The organism is Streptomyces olivoverticillatus (assembly GCF_014203555.1).
Classification (GTDB): domain Bacteria; phylum Actinomycetota; class Actinomycetes; order Streptomycetales; family Streptomycetaceae; genus Streptomyces; species Streptomyces olivoverticillatus.
Genome location: NZ_JACHJH010000001.1, coordinates 468,000 through 487,787, shown reverse-complemented (window position 1 = coordinate 487,787; position 19,788 = coordinate 468,000). Strand labels below are relative to the sequence as shown.

At 73.6% G+C, this 19,788-nt stretch carries 12 protein-coding genes; 5 read left to right on the top strand and 7 right to left on the bottom strand.

The window, feature by feature from the left end; all coding sequences use genetic code 11:
- Positions 1-58: 58 nt before the first annotated feature.
- The 7 genes from FHS39_RS02195 to FHS39_RS02165 all read right to left on the bottom strand — a co-directional run bounded on the left by FHS39_RS02195 (position 59) and on the right by FHS39_RS02165 (position 9,594).
- Positions 59-1,603, bottom strand: coding sequence for an alpha/beta hydrolase (locus FHS39_RS02195; protein ID WP_184346031.1), 1,545 nt, complete (start codon positions 1,601-1,603; stop codon positions 59-61).
- 29 nt (positions 1,604-1,632) lie between these two features.
- Entirely contained in the window at positions 1,633-1,884 is a 252-nt protein-coding gene (locus tag FHS39_RS02190; protein WP_045931997.1) for a hypothetical protein, read from the bottom strand.
- A 187-nt stretch (positions 1,885-2,071) separates the two neighbouring features.
- Positions 2,072-3,634 carry an alpha/beta hydrolase gene (locus FHS39_RS02185; RefSeq protein ID WP_184346030.1) on the bottom strand — a complete coding sequence of 521 codons (1,563 nt, stop codon included), beginning with the start codon at positions 3,632-3,634 and terminating at the stop codon, positions 2,072-2,074.
- A gap of 100 nt (positions 3,635-3,734) precedes the next feature.
- On the bottom strand, positions 3,735-5,669 hold the full coding sequence (locus FHS39_RS02180) for an ABC transporter permease (protein WP_184346029.1): 1,935 nt from the start codon (positions 5,667-5,669) through the stop codon (positions 3,735-3,737).
- Positions 5,666-6,409 (bottom strand): molybdate ABC transporter substrate-binding protein, encoded by a 744-nt coding sequence (gene modA / locus FHS39_RS02175; RefSeq protein ID WP_184346028.1) that lies wholly within the window; start codon positions 6,407-6,409, stop codon positions 5,666-5,668. Before modA ends, FHS39_RS02180 begins: the two co-directional genes overlap by 4 nt.
- Before the next feature lie 2 nt (positions 6,410-6,411).
- On the bottom strand, positions 6,412-6,804 hold the full coding sequence (locus FHS39_RS02170) for a TOBE domain-containing protein (protein WP_045932001.1): 393 nt from the start codon (positions 6,802-6,804) through the stop codon (positions 6,412-6,414).
- A 69-nt stretch (positions 6,805-6,873) separates the two neighbouring features.
- Positions 6,874-9,594, bottom strand: coding sequence for a flippase-like domain-containing protein (locus tag FHS39_RS02165; RefSeq protein ID WP_184346027.1), 2,721 nt, complete (start codon positions 9,592-9,594; stop codon positions 6,874-6,876).
- 178 nt (positions 9,595-9,772) lie between these two features.
- Between FHS39_RS02165 and FHS39_RS02160 the strand changes: the two genes are divergently transcribed.
- From FHS39_RS02160 to nudC, 5 genes are all read left to right on the top strand, one after another.
- On the top strand, positions 9,773-10,144 hold the full coding sequence (locus FHS39_RS02160) for an MGMT family protein (RefSeq protein WP_184346026.1): 372 nt from the start codon (positions 9,773-9,775) through the stop codon (positions 10,142-10,144).
- A gap of 222 nt (positions 10,145-10,366) precedes the next feature.
- Positions 10,367-13,861: a UvrD-helicase domain-containing protein gene (locus FHS39_RS02155; protein WP_184346025.1), complete on the top strand. Its 3,495-nt coding sequence runs from the start codon at positions 10,367-10,369 to the stop codon at positions 13,859-13,861.
- Between the two features lie 58 nt (positions 13,862-13,919).
- Entirely contained in the window at positions 13,920-17,345 is a 3,426-nt protein-coding gene (locus FHS39_RS02150) for a UvrD-helicase domain-containing protein (protein ID WP_184346024.1), read from the top strand.
- Positions 17,346-17,392: 47 nt separating this feature from the next.
- On the top strand, positions 17,393-18,793 hold the full coding sequence (locus tag FHS39_RS02145; protein WP_184346023.1) for a dipeptidase: 1,401 nt from the start codon (positions 17,393-17,395) through the stop codon (positions 18,791-18,793).
- Between the two features lie 43 nt (positions 18,794-18,836).
- Positions 18,837-19,766 carry an NAD(+) diphosphatase gene (nudC, locus tag FHS39_RS02140; RefSeq protein ID WP_184346022.1) on the top strand — a complete coding sequence of 310 codons (930 nt, stop codon included), beginning with the start codon at positions 18,837-18,839 and terminating at the stop codon, positions 19,764-19,766.
- Positions 19,767-19,788 lie beyond the last annotated feature (22 nt).

Here is a 19,788-nt window from a genome sequence, read left to right as displayed (position 1 = left end):
AGAAGGGGCGGCCTGCGCGCGCAGGCCGCCCCGTTCTGCATGGTCCTACGGCGTGGCCCTACGCGCAGGTCGTGCCCGCCGTCGGCACCTTGCCGTCGAGCAGGTAGGCGTCGACCAGGTTCGTCGTGCACGCGCTGCCCGTGTTGTACGCGCCGTGGCCCTCACCCTTGTACGTGACCTGGATGCCGACCCCGTCGCCCAGCTGCTGCGCCATCTGCCGGGCGCCCTCGTACGGGGTCGCCGGGTCGCCGGTGTTGCCGATCACGACGATCGGCGCGGCGCCCTTGGCGCTCACCTCGGGCGTGCGCCACTCGCCCTTGACCGGCCAGCCCGTACAGGCCAGCAGGGACCAGGCGGCCGACTCGCCGAAGACGGGTGATGCCTGGCGGAACTCCGGCAGCTGCCGCTTGACGTCGTCGACGGTGTAGCGCTGCTGGGCGTCGTCGCACGAGACGGCCCGGTTGGCCGCCTGGAGGTTGCTGTAGCGGCCGTCGGGGGAGCGGCCGGACATGGAGTCGGAGAGCAGCAGCAGGGTGTTCCCGGTGCCCTTGCGGATGGCTTCCGCGAGCCCCGCGGTCAGGTACTTCCAGGTGTCCTTGGAGTACAGGGCCGCCGCGATGCCGCCCACCGCCTGGTCCTGGGTGAGCTTGCGCCCCTGGGAGGTGGGGAGCGGGGTCTTGTCGAGGTTCTTCAGCAGGGTCGTGATGTCGTCCTGCGTGGGGCAGCCGATCGCGCCGCCTTCGGACGGACAGTCCTTGAGGTAGTCGTCGAGGGCGAGTTGGAAGCCCTTGGTCTGGCCGAGGTCGCCCTGGAGGGGGTCCTGGGTCGGGTCGACGACGGCGTCGAGGACCGCCCGGCCGACGCGCTCGGGGAACAAGTGGGCATAGACGCCGCCCAGTTCGGTCCCGTAAGAGATGCCGAAGTAGTGCAGCTTGTCGTCGCCGAGGGCGGCCCGTATCCGGTCCATGTCGCGAGCGGCGGCCGTGGTGCCCACGTGCGGCAGGGTCTTGCCGGAGTTGCGGGAGCAGGCGTCGATGTACGCCTTGTTGGCCGCCAGGGTCGCCTGGAGCTCGGTGTCGTCGTCCGGAGTGGCGTCGATCTGGGAGGAGGCGTCGAGCTCCTTGTCGCTCTGGCAGCGCACGCCCGCGCTCTCCCCGACCCCGCGCGGGTCGAAGCTCACCAGGTCGTAGCGGTCGCGCAGCTTCGCGTAGCTCTCGCTCAGGCCGGGCAGCGTCGCGATGCCGGAGCCGCCGGGCCCGCCGAAGTTGAAGACGAGCGAGCCGATGCGGTGCGCGGTGTCCAGCGCCTTGGCCCGGATCAGGGCGAGCTCGATCTGCTCGCCGTCCGGTTTCGCGTAGTCCAGCGGTACGGGGAGCTTCGCGCACTCCCATGCCTTGCCGGGCGCCTTGCCGCCGCCCTGCGCGGGGGTGGGGGCGGTGCACGGCTTCCACTGCAGCTGGACGCTCGCGGATCGGTCCTTGGTGTCGGCGTGCGCGTCGCCGTTCTTGCCGCTGCCACTGCCGCCGCCGCATCCGGTGGCGGTGAGGGCGACGGCGAGGGCGGCGGAGGCGAGGGCGGTGGCCCGTGGCCTTTCGGTACTCATTCCACCGACTCTACGGACGGATCCCGGATTCACACCGGCGTACCGTGGCGGTCGCCCGGAGCGCCGGGGGCGCCCGGGGTGCAGGCTCCGCCGAACGGGGCGCCGCCGGCCGGGCAGCGGGCGGGCTGGTCGGTCAGCGGCCGGGCCTGGGTCTGCCAGAGCGCTATCAGTGCGGCGAGCAGCGCCGCGATGGCCAGGGCGCCCGTGAGCAGCCGGGCCCGGCGTGCACCGCGTTGGGTGGAGTGCGTGCGGTTGGTGATCCGTGACGTTTTGTACGACACCTTGTCCCCCCGCCCGATCGTTTGCCAACTGGTCGAAGTCGCGCGGAACTTCCGCTGTGATTCCCCGGCGCCCGCACGGTGATGCGCCCGCCGAAGCCCCGCGGAACCTCTGTACGGGGGATCGTAGTCTGACCAACTGACATTCGAGCGGTGCCGTTAGTATTACCGGTGTGATGTGCTATGGGTGCTATGAGCACACCGTTCCGGCGCTCGGGAGGGTGCCGTCCAGCAGATACGCGTCGACCGCGCCCTTCACGCAGGGGTTGCCGCTGTCGTACGCCCCATGGCCTTGGCCACGGTAGGTGAGCTCCACGCCCACCCCCGGACCGAGCTCCCGGGCCATCTTCCGGGCTCCCTCGTAAGGGGTGGCCGGGTCGCCCGTATTGCCGACGACGAGGACGGGTGCGGCGCCCTTCGCACTCACATCGGGGGTCTGCCATTCGCCCTTTACGGGCCAACCGGTGCACTGGAGCAGGCTCCACGCCATGAACTCCCCGAAGACGGGGGAGGCTTTGCGGAATTCGTCCGTCCGCTCCTCGACCTGCGCGGCGGTGTAGCGCTGTGAGAAGTCGGCGCACGTGATGGCAGTGAGCGAGGACTGCAGGGTGCTGTAATGGCCGTCCGTGGAACGGCCGTTCATCGAGTCGGCGAGCGCCAGCAGGATCTTGCCGTCCCCGTTCTCCGCGTCCTCCACGCCCTCGGTGAGGTAGTCCCAGAAGTCCTTGGAGTAGAGCGACTGGGCGATGCCGCCGGTGGCCAGCGACTGGGTGAGGTCGCGGCCCTCGCTGCCCGGGATGGGGTGCTTGTCGAGCCGGTCGAGGAGCGCCTTGATCTGTGGCTCGGTGGGGCAGTTGTCGGAGGTCTGCCCGCAGGCCGCCAGGTAGTTGCCGAGCGCCAGCTGGAAGCCCCCGGCCTGGGCCAGGGCGCTCTGCAGCGGGTCGCTGGTGGGGTCGACGACCCCGTCGAGCATGGCGCGGCCGATGTTGCCCGGGAAGAGGTGGGCGTAGACGCCGCCCAGTTCGGTCCCGTACGAGACGCCGAAGTAGTGCAGCTTGTCGTCGCCCAGTACTTGGCGCATCAGGTCCAGGTCGCGGGCGGCGTTCGTGGTGCCCACATAGGGCAGGACGTGGCCGGAGCTCTTGGCGCACCCCGAGGCGTACTTGCCGACCCGCTCGACCAGGGCCTTCTCCTCGTCCTTGGTGGTCGGGGTGGCGTCCGCGGCGTAGTAGGCGTCGAGGTCCTTGTCGCTCATGCACGTCACGCCGCTGCTGCGGCCGACCCCGCGCGGGTCGAAGCTCACGAGGTCGTAGCGGGTGCGCAGATTGCGGTAGTCGTCGGCGAACGACGGGAGCGTGCTGACCCCGGAGCCGCCGGGTCCGCCGAAGTTGAACAGCAGCGAACCGATGCGCCGACTCGGGTCCGTGGCGCGGGCGCGGATGAGGGCGATGCCGACGCTGTCGCCGTTGTCCGGGTGGGCGTAGTCGAGGGGCGCGCGCATGGTGGCGCACTCCCATTCTTTGCCGGGGGGCTTGCCGGTGGCGCTGCCGCCCTCGGCCGCGGTCGGGGCCGTGCAGGTCTGCCAGGTCAGCTTCTGCCGGGGTGAGGCGTCCGGGCCGGCCGCGCTCGTCGTGTCCTGGCCGGTGCAGGCCGAGGTGGTGGCCGCCACGAGGGTGAGCAGGACGGCGGAGAGCAGGTGGCCGGCCCTGGGGCGTCTGGACACGGGGCCCTCCGGGGGTTGGTGGGTTTCCATCCTCCGGCGCGGGGTGAGGGTGTGCGCGGGGGGTGGCCCGGACGGGGGATGTTTGAGGTGCGGCTCCCGCTAAAGGGGCATCGCTACAGGGGCTCTCTCGCTAAAGAGGGACGAACGTGACCTCGGTCGCCTTTACGCTCACCCAGACCTTGGCGCCCTCCGCCAGGGCCAGCTCGGTCGCCGCCTGCGGGGTGATCTCCGCTACGACGTCCGTCGCGGCGTCCACCTGGACGCGCAGCCGTGCGCCCTGCGCGGTGATCTCCCGGACGGTGCCTTCCCAGACGTTGCGCGGGCTGCCTGCGGCGGGGCGGCCGACGTGCAGGGAGACGGCTTCGGGGGCGACCACGGCCAGGCCGGCGGTGGCGGCGCGGGGGAGGGGGTCGCCGCAGACGAGGTCCGTTCCCCCGGCGAGGAGCAGGGTGCCATGGGCGGTGCTCTCGCCGGGCCAGGCGTTGCGCCCCAGCATGCGGGCCACCCAGGGGGAGCGGGGGTGCCGGGTGAGCTCGGCGGGCGGGGCGTACTGCACGGTGCGGCCCTCTTCCAGGACGAGGACGTCGTCCGCCAGGGAGAGGGCTTCCACGGGGTCGTGGGTGACGATCAGGCAGACGCCGGGGAAGGCGGCCAGGTGGGCGCGGAGCGCGTGCCGGACGTGCGCGCGGGTGGACTGGTCCAGGGCGGCCAGCGGCTCGTCCAGCAGGAGCAGACGGGGGCGGGCAGCCAGGGCTCTGGCGAGGGCCACCCGCTGGGCCTGGCCGCCGCTGAGGTGGGCGGGTTTGCGGTGGGCGAGGCCGCCCACGGCCAGGCGGTCCAGCCAGATGCGGGCCTCCCGGCGGGCTCGGTGCGCGGGGACGCCCTGGGCGCGCAGCCCGTAGGCGGTGTTGGCGAGGGCCGTCAAGTGCGGGAAGAGGGCGCCGTCCTGCGGGACCCAGGCGATGCGCCGCCGGTGCGGGGGCGTGCCGGTCAGGTCCTGGGTGCCCACCTGGAGCGGGCTCGCTCCGGCCCGGTCGGTGAGGCCCAGCAGGGCGCGCAGGAGCGTCGTCTTGCCCGCGCCGTTGGGGCCCACCACGGCGATGGTCGTGCCTGCCGGGACGTCGAGCGCCGCGTCGACGGCGCCGGTGACGGTGGTCCGCAAGGGGTGTGGCTCGGGGTCGGCGTCGAGGGCGGGGCCGGGGTGCGGGGCCGGCTCCGGTGCCGCCACCTCGCTTGCCGCACTGCCGTCGGCGCCCTGCTTCCTCCCGAGCGCCGGCGGCTGGATCCAGCGGCCGCGCAGCGTGAGCAGGACCGTGACGGCGATGGCCAGGAGCAGCAGCGAGACCGCCGTCGCGCCTTCAGGGTCCTCTTGGAGGAGGAGGTAGACCTGGAGCGGCAGGGTCTGGGTGGTGCCCGGGAGATTGCCCGCGAAGGTGATCGTCGCGCCGAACTCGCCCAGCGCGCGGGCCCAGCACAGGGCGGTGCCCGCGATGAGGCCCGGAGCGACCATGGGGAGCGTGATCGTGCCGAAGACCCGCAGCGGGCTCGCGCCCAGGGAGGTGGCCGTCTCCTCGTAGCGGGGGTGCAGGCCCGCCAGCGCGCCTTCCAGGCTGATGACGAGGAAGGGCATGGAGACGAAGGCGGAGGCCAGTACGGCCGCGGGGGTGGTGAACGGCAGCGTGATGCCGAACCACGCCTCCAGCCACGGGCCCGCGATGCCCCGCCGCCCGTAGCCCTGAAGGAGCGCGACGCCCGCGACCGTCGGCGGGAGCACCATCGGCAGCATCACCAGGCAGCGGACCAGCGCCTTGCCCGGGAACTCCACGCGGGCCAGCAGCCACGCCAGCGGGACGCCCAGCACGAGGGAGAGCACGAGCGCCCACGCCGAGACCGTCAGGGACAGGGTGAGCGCCTGCAGCACCTCGGGTGACGACAGGCGGTCGGCCAGGGTGCTCCACGGGGTGCGCGCCAGGACCCCCGCCAGGGGCAGGAAGAGGAACGCCACCGCCGCCGCGGCCGGGATCGCCAGGGCCGGCGGGGTGCGGCGCCCGGCCTTCGCCGTCACGGCTGCTGGAAGCCCGCCGACACCAGCAGCTTGCGGGCTTCGGGCGAGCTCAGCCAGGTGACGAAGTCGGCCGTCTCCTTGGCGTGCTTGGCGTCCTTCAGGGTGGCTGCCGGGTACGAGGCCACCGCGTTCTGGGCGTCCGGGACGGTGACCGTGCCGACCTTGGCCGTCGCGGCGTCCGTGATGTAGACGATGCCGGCGTCGGCCTCGCCGAGCGCCACCTTGCTCAGGACCGCCCGGACGCTGGGCTCCTGGGAGGCCGGCTTGACGGTGACGTGCTGCCCGTCGAGCACCTTCTTGCTGTAGCGGCCCGCCGGGACCTCGGGGGCGGCCAGGACGACCTTGAGGTCGCTCTTGGACAGATCCGAGAGGTTCTGGACGTGCTTGGGGTTGCCGGGGGCCGTCACGATCGTCAGGCGGTTCTTCGCGATGACGGCCGGCTTGCCGGTCCGGGAGGCGAGGTCGTCCATCGTCTTGGTGTCGGCCGTCACCAGTGCGTCCGCCGGTGCGCCCTGGCGGACCTGGGAGGCCAGCTCCTGCGAGCCCGCGAAGGAGAACGTGAGCCTGGTGTCCGGGTGTTCCTTCTCGTAGACCGTCTTGGCCTGCTTGAAGACGTCCGTCAGGGAGGCGGCCGCCAGGACCGTGACGGTGGTGGGCTTCGTCTTTTCGTCCTTGCCGCAGGCGGTGGCCAGCGGTATCAGCAGCACTGCGGCCAGGACGAGGGGACGGCGTACGCGCATGGCTACTCCTGGACGCGGTCGATGTGCACGTTGGTGGCCTTCACCCGGGCCACCGCTTCCATCCCCACGGCGAGGCCCAGCTCTTCGACGGCCTCGCGGGTGAGCAGCGAGACCAGGCGGTGGGGCCCGGCCTGGATCTCCACCTGGGCGGCCACGTCGCCGAGCTTGACGGCGGTGACGATGCCGGGGAAGGCGTTGCGGGCGGTGGTGTACGCGGTCTCGTCCGCATCGCCCGCAAGGGCGGTGGAGAACGCGGCGAGGTCGGGGCCGTCGATGAGGCGCTTGCCCGTCTCGTCCCGGTGTGTGGGGATCCGTCCGGCGTCGGCCCAGCGGCGGACCGTGTCCGGGCTGACGCTCAGCAGACGGGCCGCCTGCCCGATGGTGTACGACCGCATGCGCGGCACCGTATGGCCATGTGGGACGCAGATGCAAGGCGGATCAGTGCCGGTGCCTCGCAGGTGCGGTCAGATCGCTCCCTTGCGGGTCAGATGGGTGAAGGAGATCCAGCCCGGCAGCACCGGGAGCCACAGGGTCATCAGGCGGAAGAGCAGGACGGCCGGGGCCGCCTGTTCGGCCGGCAGGCCCGCGAAGGTCAGGGCACCGGTCATGGCGAACTCGACCGCGCCCACGCCGCCCGGCGTCGGCGCCGCCGAACCCAGGGCGTTGGCGGTCAGGAAGACGACGGCGATGCTCGCGTAGCTCAGATCGCCGCCGAAGGCGCGGATCGAGGCGTCGAGGCACATCACGTTGGCCGCCGTCAGCAGCAGCATGCCGCCGATGCCCACGACCAGCTTCTGCGGGCGCTGCAGCACGTCCAGCATGCGCGGCACCACCCCGGCGAACAGCGAGCGGACGCGGGTCGAGACGAACTTGCGCAGGACCGGGATGGCGGCCACGACCAGCACCAGGACCGCCGCCGTCAGCAGGCCGCCGATCACGGTCCGCGAGGGGCCCAGGGAGGAGCTGCGCTCGGTTCCCGTCACATAGCCGAAGGACAGCAGGAGCATGATGTGGCAGGCCAGCCCGAAGAGCTGGGAGGCGCCCACGCTCGCCACGGCGAGGCCGGGCCGGACGCCGGAGCGCTGCAGGAAGCGGGTGTTGAGGGCCACGCCGCCGACCGCCGCCGGGGCGACGAGCTTGACGAACGACCCCGCCACCTGCGCCAGTACGGTGCGGCCGAAGGTCATCTTCTCCGGCACGAAGCCCAGCAGGCTCATCGCGGCGGCGACGTAGGACAGTGCCTGGAAGGCGACGGCCACGGCCACCCACGCCCAGTTGGCCTTGTCGACGAGATCGCCGAACTTGATGTGCGCGAGCTGGGAGAGCAGGAAGTACGCGGCGAACGCGCCCGCCACGAAGCTGATCAGGGTGCGCGGCTTGATGCGCTCCAGACGGACCGGCTCTATCGGCGCCTGCGGGCGGATCAGCAGCACCTGGCGGCGGATCTGGGCGAGGAGGTCCTCTTCGCGGGCCTCCTCCATGGCCTCGCCCATGGCCTTCTTCTCGGCCTGCCGCTCGGCCTTGAGCGACTTGCGGTCGCTGACCTCGGCCTTGGCCTCCTTGGCCAGACGGGCCGCCTCCAGGACCTTCTCGCGCTCGCGCTGGGCGCGCTCGCGGGCGAGCTGGCGCAGGGTCGCACGGCTGGTCCGGGTCAGGGCCAGGGGCTGCAGCAGCGGCAGGCTGTCGGCGATGGCGTCGGGGCCGAGGATGGCGACGCCGGTGGCCACGGCCCGTTCGGCGCCGACCCGCAGCCCGAGGGTGACCAGGAGCTGGGCCACGTCCATGCGCAGCACCAGGTCTCCGGCTGCGATCTCACCGCCGCGCAGGTCGGTCAGGACCACATTGCCGGAACGATCCACCAACAGGGCGTCCCCGTCGAGCCGGCGGTGGGCGATGCGGCGCGACTGCAGGGCGTGCACCTGGCTCCACGCGCCGGTCAGCAGCTCGTCGGTGATCTCCTCGGTGGCGGTGGCATCCAGGGTGCGGCCGCCGATGTGCTCGTAGACGAGCATGACGGCGTCCGGGCCGAGCTCGGAGGTGGCGATGAGCTTGGGCGCGTTGGCGCCCGCGGCGATGGCCGCGTACGCCAGCAGCGCCTCCTGTTCGAGCGCCTGGCGCAGGGACTGGAGGCTGCGGCGCTGGGTGATGCCGCGCAGGGCGAGGCGTTGCCAGAGCCGGTAGAAGAAGCCCTGGGCCTGGTGCTCGCGGTCGACGACCGTGACGTCCAGGGGCGGCCCGTCCTCCAGGGTGACGATGTAGCGGCGGCCCGGCTCCTGGTGCGGCTCGGTGATGCCGCCGTCCTCGGTGCGCAGGGCCGTGACGGGCTTGAAGCCGACCCGGCGCAGCCCGGCCAGCAGGTGCTGTCCGGTGGGGCGCACGTTCGGCGAGCCGACGGCGTAGAGCGTGCCGTAGGCGACCGTCCAGCCGATCAGCACGGTGGTGGCGATGGAGAACGGCGTGGTGTAGCCGTTGACCAGCACGGCGAACGCGTCGAGCAGCAGCACCGCCCACATCGCCACCCGCCAGCGGGGGCGGCGCGACATGCCGACGGCCGTCATATAGGCGATGACAGGCGCCAGATAGCCGTGCACCGGATCGGTGACGCCGCCGCTCGGGGAGGTCTGGGTGAGGGCGTCGCGGATCGAGGCGGGGGCCGTGTCGGCGACCCACAGGTCGGTGGCGAGCGAGACGCCGTGCGCGAGCACGGCGGCCAGTACGCCGTCGGCGATGCGCAGCCCGTCGCGTTTGACGAGCCGCTCGATGGCGAAGGCGACCGGGACGATGAAGATCGCGATGTTGGCTGCGAGGCCCGCGAAGTTCGCCAGCAGCTGGGGGGCGCGGCCGGTGCTCTCGCCGATGTCCTTCTCCAGGCCCTGCGTCGTGCCGTGGGCGAAGGCCGCGAGGGCGAGGACGAGGGCGATGCCGACGATGCCGAGGAACAGGCGCACCAGGTCGGCGGGGCGGTGGACGCGGGCGGGGAGCAGGGGCTCGTCGCCGGAGACCTTGTCGATGTGGACTTCGCCGCCTTCGCACTTGTACGCGCCCCGGCCGGGGGACTCTCCCGCCGCCTTCCCCTCGCCGGGGGTCCCGGAGTCACCGTGGTCGGGCAGCACCTCGGGAGCGCGCTCCCCCTCCGGAGGCTGCGCGCCCTGCTGCTTGTCGGTCTCTTCTCGGTCTCGTATCACCAGTCACCGCCCGGAAGATGGTGGCATGGCCCGGCCGGGCAAGGGGTTATCAGGGTGCATTTCGGGGGCGCGGACTTGCGGATCGTACGCCCTGTGCTGCGAAGACGCACTCTGCGTGATCACTCGGAATGGGGCTCTCCGGGCAGCACCGGGGGCGCTGTCGGTGGGGTGCGGCAGTATGGACCGGATGAGCGAGCTTCCTGATCGGCTGCCCGATTACGCGGAACGGGTGCTGGCCGTCGCCGAGCTGATCCCTCCGGGGAGGGTGATGACGTACGGGGACGTCGCCGAATGGCTGGGCGAGGGCGGCCCCCGGCAGGTGGGCCGCGTCATGGCGCTCTACGGCGGCGCGGTGCCCTGGTGGCGCGTGGTGCGCGCCGACGGAGTGCTGCTGCCCGGCCACGAGCTGCGCGCCCTGGCCCGCTACCGCGAGGAGGGCACCCCGCTGCGGGAGGCCGGCAGTTCGTCCGAAGGGCATCTGCCGCGGCTCGCGATGCGGGGGGCGCGCTGGGACGGTACGGGGGCGGAGGATGTGACTCCGCACACCTGAGACCCGGCGGGTCCCCGGGGCGGGCGAGCCGACGGCCGCCCTGTCGCCCCAAGGGCTCGGCCGAACGGATGAGGCCGTCACGGGGGGACGGCCACTCATGCGACTCCCTGCGCCCCACCGGCCTACTGGCGTAGCGTCGGGGACCGCCCTGCGCACCGGCCCGCCGCCCGGCACGGACGGCCGCACCACGAAACCGCACCTCCACCAGGACCGGCAACCCACGTGAGTTCCTCCCCCTCCTCCGGCTCTCCGCGTGCCACGCGGCAGCCCGCTTCGGGTACGTACCGCCTCGTACGCTCCCGTCCGGGCCCCGTGGCCCCTCCTGAGCTGGACGCACGCCAGCGTGCCGTGGTTGACCACGCGCAGGGGCCGCTGCTGGTGCTCGCGGGTCCGGGCACGGGCAAGACGACCACGCTCGTCGAGGCCGTCGCCGAGCGGGTGCGGCGCGGCGCCGACCCGGAGCGCATCCTCGTGCTGACGTTCAGCCGCAAGGCCGCGGTCGAGCTCCGCGACCGGATCGCGGCCCGGCTCGGCGGGGCGTACGGGCCGCAGGCGACGACCTTCCACTCGTACTGCTACGCGCTGGTGCGCGCCCACCAGGACGCCGGGCTCTTCGCCGAGCCCGCCCGGCTGCTGTCCGGCCCGGAGCAGGACGTCATGGTGCGCGAGCTGCTCGCGGGCGAGGTCGAGCTCGGCAGCGTGCAGTGGCCCGACGAGCTGCGCGCCTGCCTGACCACGCGCGGCTTCGCCGACGAGGTGCGGGCCGTCCTCGCGCGCAGCCGCGAGCTGGGCCTCGGCCCGCGGGAGCTCGGCGCCTTCGCTGCCCGCACCGGGCGGCCCGACTGGGGGGCGGCCGCCGCCTTCCTCGCCGAGTACCTGGACGTGCTCGACATGCGCGGAGTGCTCGACTACGCGGAGCTCGTGCACCGCGCCGTACTGCTCGCCGAGCGCCCGGAGCACGCGGCGGAGCTGGGGCAGGCCTACGACGCGGTGTTCGTCGACGAGTACCAGGACACGGACGCGGCCCAGGTGCGGCTGCTGCGCGCGCTGGCCGGGGGCGGCCGGACGCTGGTCGCCTTCGGCGACCCGGACCAGTCGATCTACGCCTTCCGGGGCGCCGACGTGGGCGGCATCCTCGACTTCCCGCACGCCTTCCCGCACCTCGACGGCTCGCCTGCGCCCGTCGAGGTGCTGACCACCTCGCGGCGCTCCGGCGCGGACCTGCTCGCCGCGACCCGGCTGCTCACCCGGCGCATGCCCCTCACCCGCCTCCCGGCGGAGGCGGTCCGCGCCCACCGCGACCTCGCGGCCGTCCACGAGGGCGGCCGGGTGGAGGCGTACACCTACCCGACGGCGGGAGGCGAGGTCGACAACATCGCCGACGTCCTCCGCCGCGCCCACCTGGAAGACGGCGTCCCCTGGCACGACATGGCGGTCCTGGTCCGAGCGGGCTCCCGCTCGATACCGGTCCTGCGCCGCGCCCTGACCTCGGCAGGCGTCCCGGTGGACGTGGACGGCGACGACCTCCCCCTCCGCCACGAACCGGCGGTGGCTCCACTGCTGACGGCTCTCAGGGCGGTAGCGGAGTCGGCGGCGGGGGCGGGGGTGCCGGTAGTGGACGGGGGTGCGGTCGGCTCGGCGGAGGCGGCCGAGGACGAACGGTGGGCACCCGCGCGTCCGGAAGGCGCCGACGCGGAGCCGACCGCGGACGGCGTCGCGGCCGGCTCGGCCGAGGTCGAGCCCGCCGAAGCCACCGCGCCGGACGGCGGCCCCGTGGGCCCTGCGACGCCTGATCCGGAGACCGTCACGGGTGGGCGGGTGGGCGTTGCCCCCGCGCGGTCCTGGCTCGCCCCCGAGACGGCGCTCGCCCTCCTCACCTCCCCCCTCGGCGGCATGGACGCCGCAGACCTCCGCAAACTGGGCCGCGCCCTCAGAGACGAAGAGCGGGCCGCAGGCCACCCCGTGCCGAGGCCCTCGGACGAACTCGTCGCCGAAGCCCTCGCCGAGCCCGAGCGCCTGGTCGCACACGACCCGGCGTACGCACGCAACGCCCAGAACCTGGGCAGACTCCTGCGCACCGCCCGCGAACTCCTCGCCACCGGCGGCACCGCCGAAGACGCCCTCTGGGCGCTCTGGGACGGCACCCCCTGGCCCGCCCGCCTCCAGCGGGCAGCGCACCGCGGCGGCGCCGCGGGCCGCAACGCCGACCGCGACCTGGACGCCGTGTGCGCCCTCTTCGAAACCGCCGCCCGCGCGGAAGAACGCACCGGCGGCCGCGGCGCCCTCAACTTCTTGGACGAGCTGGACGCCCAGGACATCGCCGCCGACACCCTCACCCGCCGCGCCGTGCGCCCCGACGCCGTACGGCTGATGACCGCCCACCGCTCCAAGGGCCTGGAGTGGCACCTCGTGGTCGTCGCGGGCGTCCAGGAGGGCCTCTGGCCCGACCTGCGCCGCCGCGGCTCCCTCCTGGAAGCCGACCGCATCGGCCGCGACGGGATCGCCGAACCCCTCAGCCCCGGCGCCCTCCTCGCCGAGGAACGCCGCCTGTTCTACGTGGCGGCCACGCGCGCCCGCGCACGCCTGGTCGTCACCGCCGTCAAGGCAGCGGCAGAAGACGGCGACCAGCCCTCCCGCTTCCTGTCCGAACTCGGCGTCGAGCCGACCGGCATAACGCAGCGGCCCACCCGCCCCCTCGCCGTCTCCGCGCTCGTCGCCGAACTGCGCGCCACCACCGTCGACCCCGCCGCCTCGAAGGAACTGCGCGCCGCCGCCGCCGAGCGCCTCGCCCGCCTCGCCGCGCTGCGCGACGACGAGGGCCAGCCGCTCGTACCCTCCGCGCACCCCTACCGCTGGTGGGGCCTGGCCGAACCCACGCACAGCGAGGCGCCCCTGCGCGACCCCGCACGCCCCCTCGCCCTGTCCGGCTCGGCCCTCGGCCAGCTCGTGGACACCTGCTCGCTGCAGTGGTTCCTGGGACGCGAGGTCAAGGCGGACGCACCCGCCAGCGCCGCCCAGGGCTTCGGCAACGTCGTGCACGTCCTCGCCGACGAAGTGGCCTCCGGCCGCACCCCGGCCGACCTCGCCGTCCTGATGGAGCGCCTCGACTCGGTCTGGGACGCGCTGGCCTTCGACGCCCCCTGGAAGTCGCTGCAGGAGAAGGAGAACGCCCGCGCCGCACTCGAACGCTTCCTGCGCTGGCACGTGATGGACCGCGGCGGCCGCACCCCCGTGGCCACCGAGCACCCCTTCGACGTCACCCTGAAGGCGGCCGACTACCAGGTGCGCGTACGCGGCTCCATGGACCGCGTGGAGCGCGACGAGCAGGGCCGCGCCTACGTCGTGGACTTCAAGACCGGCAAGGGCACCGTCTCCGGCAACGACGTGGAGCACCACCCCCAGCTGGCCGTCTACCAGCTCGCCGTCGAAGAGGGCGCCGTGGACGGCCTCTTCGGGGGCGTGCGCCCGGTGCCCGGCGGCGCCGAGCTCGTACAGCTGCGGCAGGCGGCGGCCAAGAAGGAGGGCGGCGACGCCCTGCCCAAGGTGCAGCCGCAGCAGCCCCTGGGAGAGGGCGAGTGGGTCGGCGAGCTGCTGGCCACGGCAGCGGGCCGGGTCCTGGAAGAGCGCTTCGCGCCGCGCCCCGGAACGCACTGCACCCACTGCTCGTTCCGCGCCGCGTGCACGGCCCGCCCGGAAGGCCGTCAGATTGTGGAGTGACCAGGCCCCGGGCCGGACGGACCACCGGCTGTCAGAGGCCCCCGTTAGCGTGGATGCCGTGACCCCCCGCCTGACCGACCCCGAGCAGCTCAAGGAGCTCCTCGGCATCCCCTTCACCGCCGAGCAGATGGCGTGCATCACCGCGCCGCCCGCCCCGCAGGTCATCGTGGCCGGAGCCGGTTCCGGCAAGACGACGGTGATGGCCGCGCGCGTTGTCTGGCTGGTGGGCACCGGACAGGTGGCGCCCGACCGGGTCCTCGGCCTGACGTTTACGAACAAGGCCGCCGGTGAACTGTCGGAGCGCGTCCGCAAGGCCCTCTCCGAAGCCGGCATCACCCAGGAGACCTTCGACGAGGAGGCGCCCGGCGAGCCGCGGATCTCCACCTACCACGCGTTCGCGGGCCAGCTGTTGAAGGACCACGGGCTGCGCATCGGCCTGGAGCCCACCGCCCGGCTGCTCGCCGACGCCACCCGCTTCCAGCTCGCCGCCCACGTGCTGCGCACCTCCCCGGGCCCCCACCCGGCGCTCACCCGCTCCTTCGCCGACCTCGTCTCCGACCTCCTCGCCCTCGACGCGGAGCTCGCCGAGCACCTCGTCGCCCCCGGGCAGCTGCGCGCCCACGACACCGGGCTGCTGGCCGCCCTCGACGGCGTCAAGCTCACCAACCCCGACCTGCGCAAGGCCCCCGAGACCGCCCGCGCCCGCCTCGAACTCCTCGGCCTGGTCGCCGCCTACCGCAAGGAGAAGCGCGACCGGGACCTCCTCGATTTCAGCGACCAGATAGCCCTCTCCGCCGAGCTGGCCCGCACCCGCCCGGAAGTCGGCCGGATCCTGCGCGAGCAGTTCCACGTCGTCCTCCTCGACGAGTACCAGGACACCTCCGTCGCCCAGCGGCTGCTGCTCTCCGGCCTCTTCGGCGACCGCACCGGGCACGCCGTGACCGCCGTCGGCGACCCCTGCCAGGCCATCTACGGCTGGCGCGGTGCCTCCGTGGCCAACCTCGACGACTTCCCCCGCCACTTCCCCCACGCCGACGGCAGCCCCGCCCGCCGCCACTCCCTCAGCGAGAACCGCCGCAGCGGCGGCCGCCTGCTCGACCTGGCCAACCGCCTGGCGGCTCCCCTGCGCGCCCGGCACGAGGGCGTCGAAGCCCTGCGGCCCGCCCCCGGCGCCGAGCGCGACGGCATCGTGCGCTGCGCCCTGCTGCCCACCCAGGCCGAGGAGCTCGACTGGCTCGCCGACTCCCTCGCCCACCTCGTGCGCACCGGCACCCGCCCCGGCGAGATCGCGGTGCTGTGCCGTACGGCCGCCGACTTCGCCCGGATCCAGGGCGCGCTCGTGGAGCGGGATCTGCCCGTGGAGGTCGTCGGCCTGTCCGGCCTGCTGCACCTGCCGGAGATCGCCGATCTCGTCGCCGTCTGCGAGGTGCTCCAGGACCCCACGGCCAACGCCGCGCTCGTCCGGCTGCTGATCGGCCCCCGCTGGCGCATCGGCCCCCGCGATCTGGCGCTGCTGGGCCGGCGCGCCCGTACGCTCGTGCCCTACGGCAGCGCGGGGGAGGACCCGGAGCGCCGGCTGGCCGAGGCCGTCGAAGGCGTCGATCCGGCGGAAGTGATCTCCATGGCCGACGCCCTCGACACCTTCCTGACCGACACCGCACCGGACGACGGCCTGCCGTTCTCCGCCGAGGCCCGCGTCCGTTTCGCCCGCCTCGCCGCCGAGCTGCGCGACCTGCGCCGGTCGCTGGCCGACCCGCTGATGGACGTCCTGCACCGGGTGCTCGGCACCACCGGCCTGGAGGTCGAGCTCGCCGCGTCCCCGCACGCCCTGGCGGCCCGCCGCCGCGAGACCCTCTCCCAGTTCCTCGACATCGCCGCGGGCTTCGCCGCCCTCGACGGGCAGGCCACGCTCTCGGCCTTCCTCGGTTTCCTGCGCACCGCCGCGCAGTACGAGAAGGGGCTCGACAGCTCGCTGCCCGGCGGCGAGGACACCGTCAAGATCCTCACCGCGCACAAGTCCAAGGGCCTGGAGTGGGACGTGGTGGCCGTCCCCGGGCTCGTCGCCAAGACCTTCCCCAGCGAGCAGTCCCGCGATTCCTGGACGGCCCAGCCGAAGGTCCTGCCGCACGCGCTGCGCGGCGACGCCGACACCCTCCCCGACGTCGCCGCGTGGAACGCCAAGGGCATGGCGGCCTTCAAGGAGGCGATGAAGGAACACCAGCGCACGGAGGAACTCCGCCTGGGCTACGTCACCTTCACCCGCCCCCGCTCGCTCCTGCTGGGCTCCGGCCACTGGTGGGGCCCCAGCCAGAAGCGCCCCCGTGGCCCCTCCGGCTTCCTCGACGCCCTGCGCGAGCACTGCGAAGCGGGCCACGGCGAGATCGAGGTGTGGTCGGACGCCCCCGAGGAGGGCACGGAGAACCCCGCCCTGGAGGAGGCCGCCACGGACCGCTCCTGGCCGCTCCCCCTGGACCCCGCCTCGCTGACCCGCCGCCGCGCCGTCGCGGACGCGGTCCTGGCCCGCCTGGACGGCCGGCGGGACGCGCCCGAAGAGCAGGTTCCGCTCCCCGAAGAAGAGGACCTCTTCCCCGAAGAGGAGCCCTTCCCCGAAGAGGAGCCCTTCCCCGAAGAGGAGCCCTTCGCCGAAGAAGAGCCGGAAGAAGACCTGCCCGACTGGGACAGCCTGCCGGCCACCCGCCCCGCGCAGCGGCCGTCGCCCCCCGCCGCGCACCCGCACCCGGCGCCGCTCACCCCCGAGGAATCCCGCCTGGCCGCCTCCTGGGACCGCGACCTGGACGCGCTCGCGGGCGAGCTCCGTCGCGCCCGCGCCACCGTCCGCGACGTGCCCGTGCCCGAGGCGCTGAGCGCCTCCCAGCTGGTGCGCCTCGCCGCCGACCCCGACGCCTTCGCGCGGGAGCTGGCCCGCCCCATGCCGCGCAGGCCGCAGCCCGCCGCCCGCCGGGGCACCCGCTTCCACGCCTGGGTGGAGTCCCGGTTCGAGGCGCTGCCGCTGCCCCTGCTCGGTCCCGACGAGCTGCCCGGCGGCGAGGAGGACGAGCCGGAGATCGCCGACGAGCGCGACCTCGCCGCGCTCAAGGAGGCCTTCGAGCGCACCCCCTACGCCCACCGCACGCCGTACCGCGTCGAGGTGCCCTTCCAGCTCACCCTCGCGGGCCGGGTGATCCGCGGCCGCATCGACGCCGTCTACCGCACGGACGCCCCGCAAGGTGACGGACGCAACAACGGGCGCGATAACGAGCCGGGCCCGGCCTACGAGATCGTCGACTGGAAGACCAGCCGCTCGCACGATGCGGATCCCTTGCAGCTCGCCGTCTACCGCCTCGCCTGGGCAGAACGGCACGGCCTGCCGCTGTCGGCCGTGAGCGCCGCGTTCGTGTACGTACGCGACGGCGAGACCGTCCGCCCGTCCGGTCTCCCCGACCGCGCCGGGCTCGAAAGGGTCCTCCTGGGGGAGGAAGGCTGAGGAAACCCGGTCTTGGTCACCCTGCGCGTCCGGATAGGCTCGACGTCATGAGCGACACCCCGGACAGCGTCGTCCGCGCGTACATCGACGAGCACCGCGCCGCGTTCCTCGACGACCTCGCGGACTGGCTGCGCATCCCCTCCGTGTCGGCCGACCCGGCCCACGCCGCCGACGTGCGCCGGAGCGCGGACTGGCTGGCGGCGAAGCTCACCGAGACCGGCTTCCCGACCGTCGAGGTCTGGGAGACCGACGGCGCCCCGGCGGTCTTCGCCGAGTGGCCCTCCCTTGAGGAGAACGCTCCCACGGTCGTCGTCTACGGCCACCACGACGTCCAGCCCGCCGCCCGCGAGGACGGCTGGCACACCGACCCCTTCGAGCCGGTCGTCAAGGACGGCAGGCTGTACGCGCGCGGCGCGGCCGACGACAAGGGCCAGGTCTTCTTCCACACCCTGGGCGTCCGCGCCCACCTGGCCGCCACGGGCCGCACCGCGCCCGCGGTCAACCTCAAGCTGCTCATCGAAGGCGAGGAGGAGTCCGGCTCCGAGCACTTCACCGAGCTCGTCCGCGCCCACGCCGACCGCCTCGCCTGCGACGCCGTGATCGTCTCCGACACAGGCATGTGGGACGAGAACACCCCGACCGTGTGCACCGGCATGCGCGGCCTCACCGACTGCCAGATCGACCTCTACGGGCCGGACCAGGACATCCACTCCGGCTCCTTCGGCGGCGCGGTGCCCAACCCGGCCACCGAGGCCGCCCGGCTGGTGGCCGCCCTGCACGACGCGGACCGCAAGGTGGCGATCCCCGGCTTCTACGACGGCGTGCAGGAGCTGACCGGCACCGAGCGCGAGCTCTTCGCCGAGCTGCCCTTCGACGAGAAGGGCTGGCTGCGCTCCGCCCACTCGCACGGCGCCCTCGGCGAGGCCGGCTACACCACGCTGGAGCGCATCTGGGCCCGCCCCACCGCCGAGGTCAACGGCCTGGGCAGCGGCTATCAGGGCCACGGCAGCAAGACGATCGTGCCGTCCACCGCCCAGCTCAAGCTGTCGTTCCGGCTGGTGGCCGGACAGGACGCCGACCGCGTCCAGCAGTCCGTACGCGACTGGGTGGCCGGGCAGCTGCCCGACGGCATCCGGCACGAGGTCGGCTTCTGGGGCGCGACCCGCCCCTGCCTGACCCCGCTGGACCACCCGGCCCTGCAGTCCGTCGTCCGGGCCATGGGCCGCGCCTTCGGGCAGAAGATCCGCTTCACGCGCGAGGGCGGCTCCGGACCCGCCGCCGACCTGCAGGACGTGCTCGGCGTGCCGGTGCTGTTCCTCGGCATCTCGGTGCCCTCGGACGGCTGGCACGCGCCGAACGAGAAGGTCGAACTGGACCTCCTCATGAAGGGCGTCGAGGCCGCCGCCCATCTGTGGAGCGACCTCGCCGAGAACATGCCCGCCCACTAGCGGGTAGCAAGATCACCATTCATAGGGGGAGTTGGAAGCAGCCGTGACCACCTGGACCGATTTCGCAGCAGCCCGGACCATCACGCTCAGCCAGGCGAGCGGCATCGACCGTGCCGCACACCACCGCCTCGACGAGGCGTGGCTCTCCGCGGCGTGGAGCCACCCCTCGACGCGGGTCTTCGTGGTCTCCGGCGGGCAGGCCCTGATCGACGACACCCCCGACGGCCGCACCGAGCTGGTGATGACCCCGGCCTTCGAGGCGCCCGTCACCGAGACGCACCGCTACTTCCTCGGCCAGGACGAGGACGGCGTGGCCTACTTCGCGCTCCAGAAGGACGCGCTGCCCGGCCGCATGGACCAGTCTGCGCGCCCGGCCGGGCTGCGCGAGGCGGGGCTGCTGCTGTCGCCGCGCGACGCCGGTCTGCTGGTGCACGCCGTGGCGCTGGAGAACTGGCAGCGCCTGCACCGCTTCTGCTCGCGGTGCGGCGAGCGCACGGTCATCGCCGCGGCCGGCCACATCCGCCGCTGCCCGGCCTGCGGCGCCGAGCACTACCCGCGCACCGACCCGGCCGTGATCATGCTGGTGACGGACGACCAGGACCGGGCGCTGCTGGGCCGCCAGATGCACTGGCCTGAGGGCCGCTTCTCCACGCTCGCGGGCTTCGTCGAGCCGGGCGAGTCCATCGAGCAGGCGGTGCGCCGCGAGGTCAGCGAGGAGGCGGGCGTGGTCGTCGGCGACGTGGAGTACGTCGCCAGCCAGCCCTGGCCCTTCCCCTCCAGCCTGATGCTGGGCTTCATGGCGCGCGCCACGTCCGCGGACATCCAGGTGGACGGCGAGGAGATCCACGAGGCGCGCTGGTTCTCCCGGGAAGAGCTGAGGGCCGCGTTCGACTCCGGGGAGGTCCTGCCTCCGACCGGCATTTCGATCGCGGCCCGTCTGATCGAGCTCTGGTACGGCGAGCCGCTGCCGTAGCGAGCTGCTGCCCCTGGCGGGC

Excerpts from the sequence above, each read along its gene's own strand:
- FHS39_RS02185 (WP_184346030.1), bottom strand. The coding sequence starts at position 3,634 with ATGGAAACCCACCAACCCCCGGAGGGCCCCGTGTCCAGACGCCCCAGG.
- modA (WP_184346028.1), bottom strand. The coding sequence starts at position 6,409 with ATGCGCGTACGCCGTCCCCTCGTCCTGGCCGCAGTGCTGCTGATACCG.
- FHS39_RS02145 (WP_184346023.1), top strand. The coding sequence starts at position 17,393 with ATGAGCGACACCCCGGACAGCGTCGTCCGCGCGTACATCGACGAGCAC.
- FHS39_RS02160 (WP_184346026.1), top strand. The coding sequence starts at position 9,773 with ATGGACCGGATGAGCGAGCTTCCTGATCGGCTGCCCGATTACGCGGAA.
- FHS39_RS02170 (WP_045932001.1), bottom strand. The coding sequence starts at position 6,804 with ATGCGGTCGTACACCATCGGGCAGGCGGCCCGTCTGCTGAGCGTCAGC.
- FHS39_RS02195 (WP_184346031.1), bottom strand. The coding sequence starts at position 1,603 with ATGAGTACCGAAAGGCCACGGGCCACCGCCCTCGCCTCCGCCGCCCTC.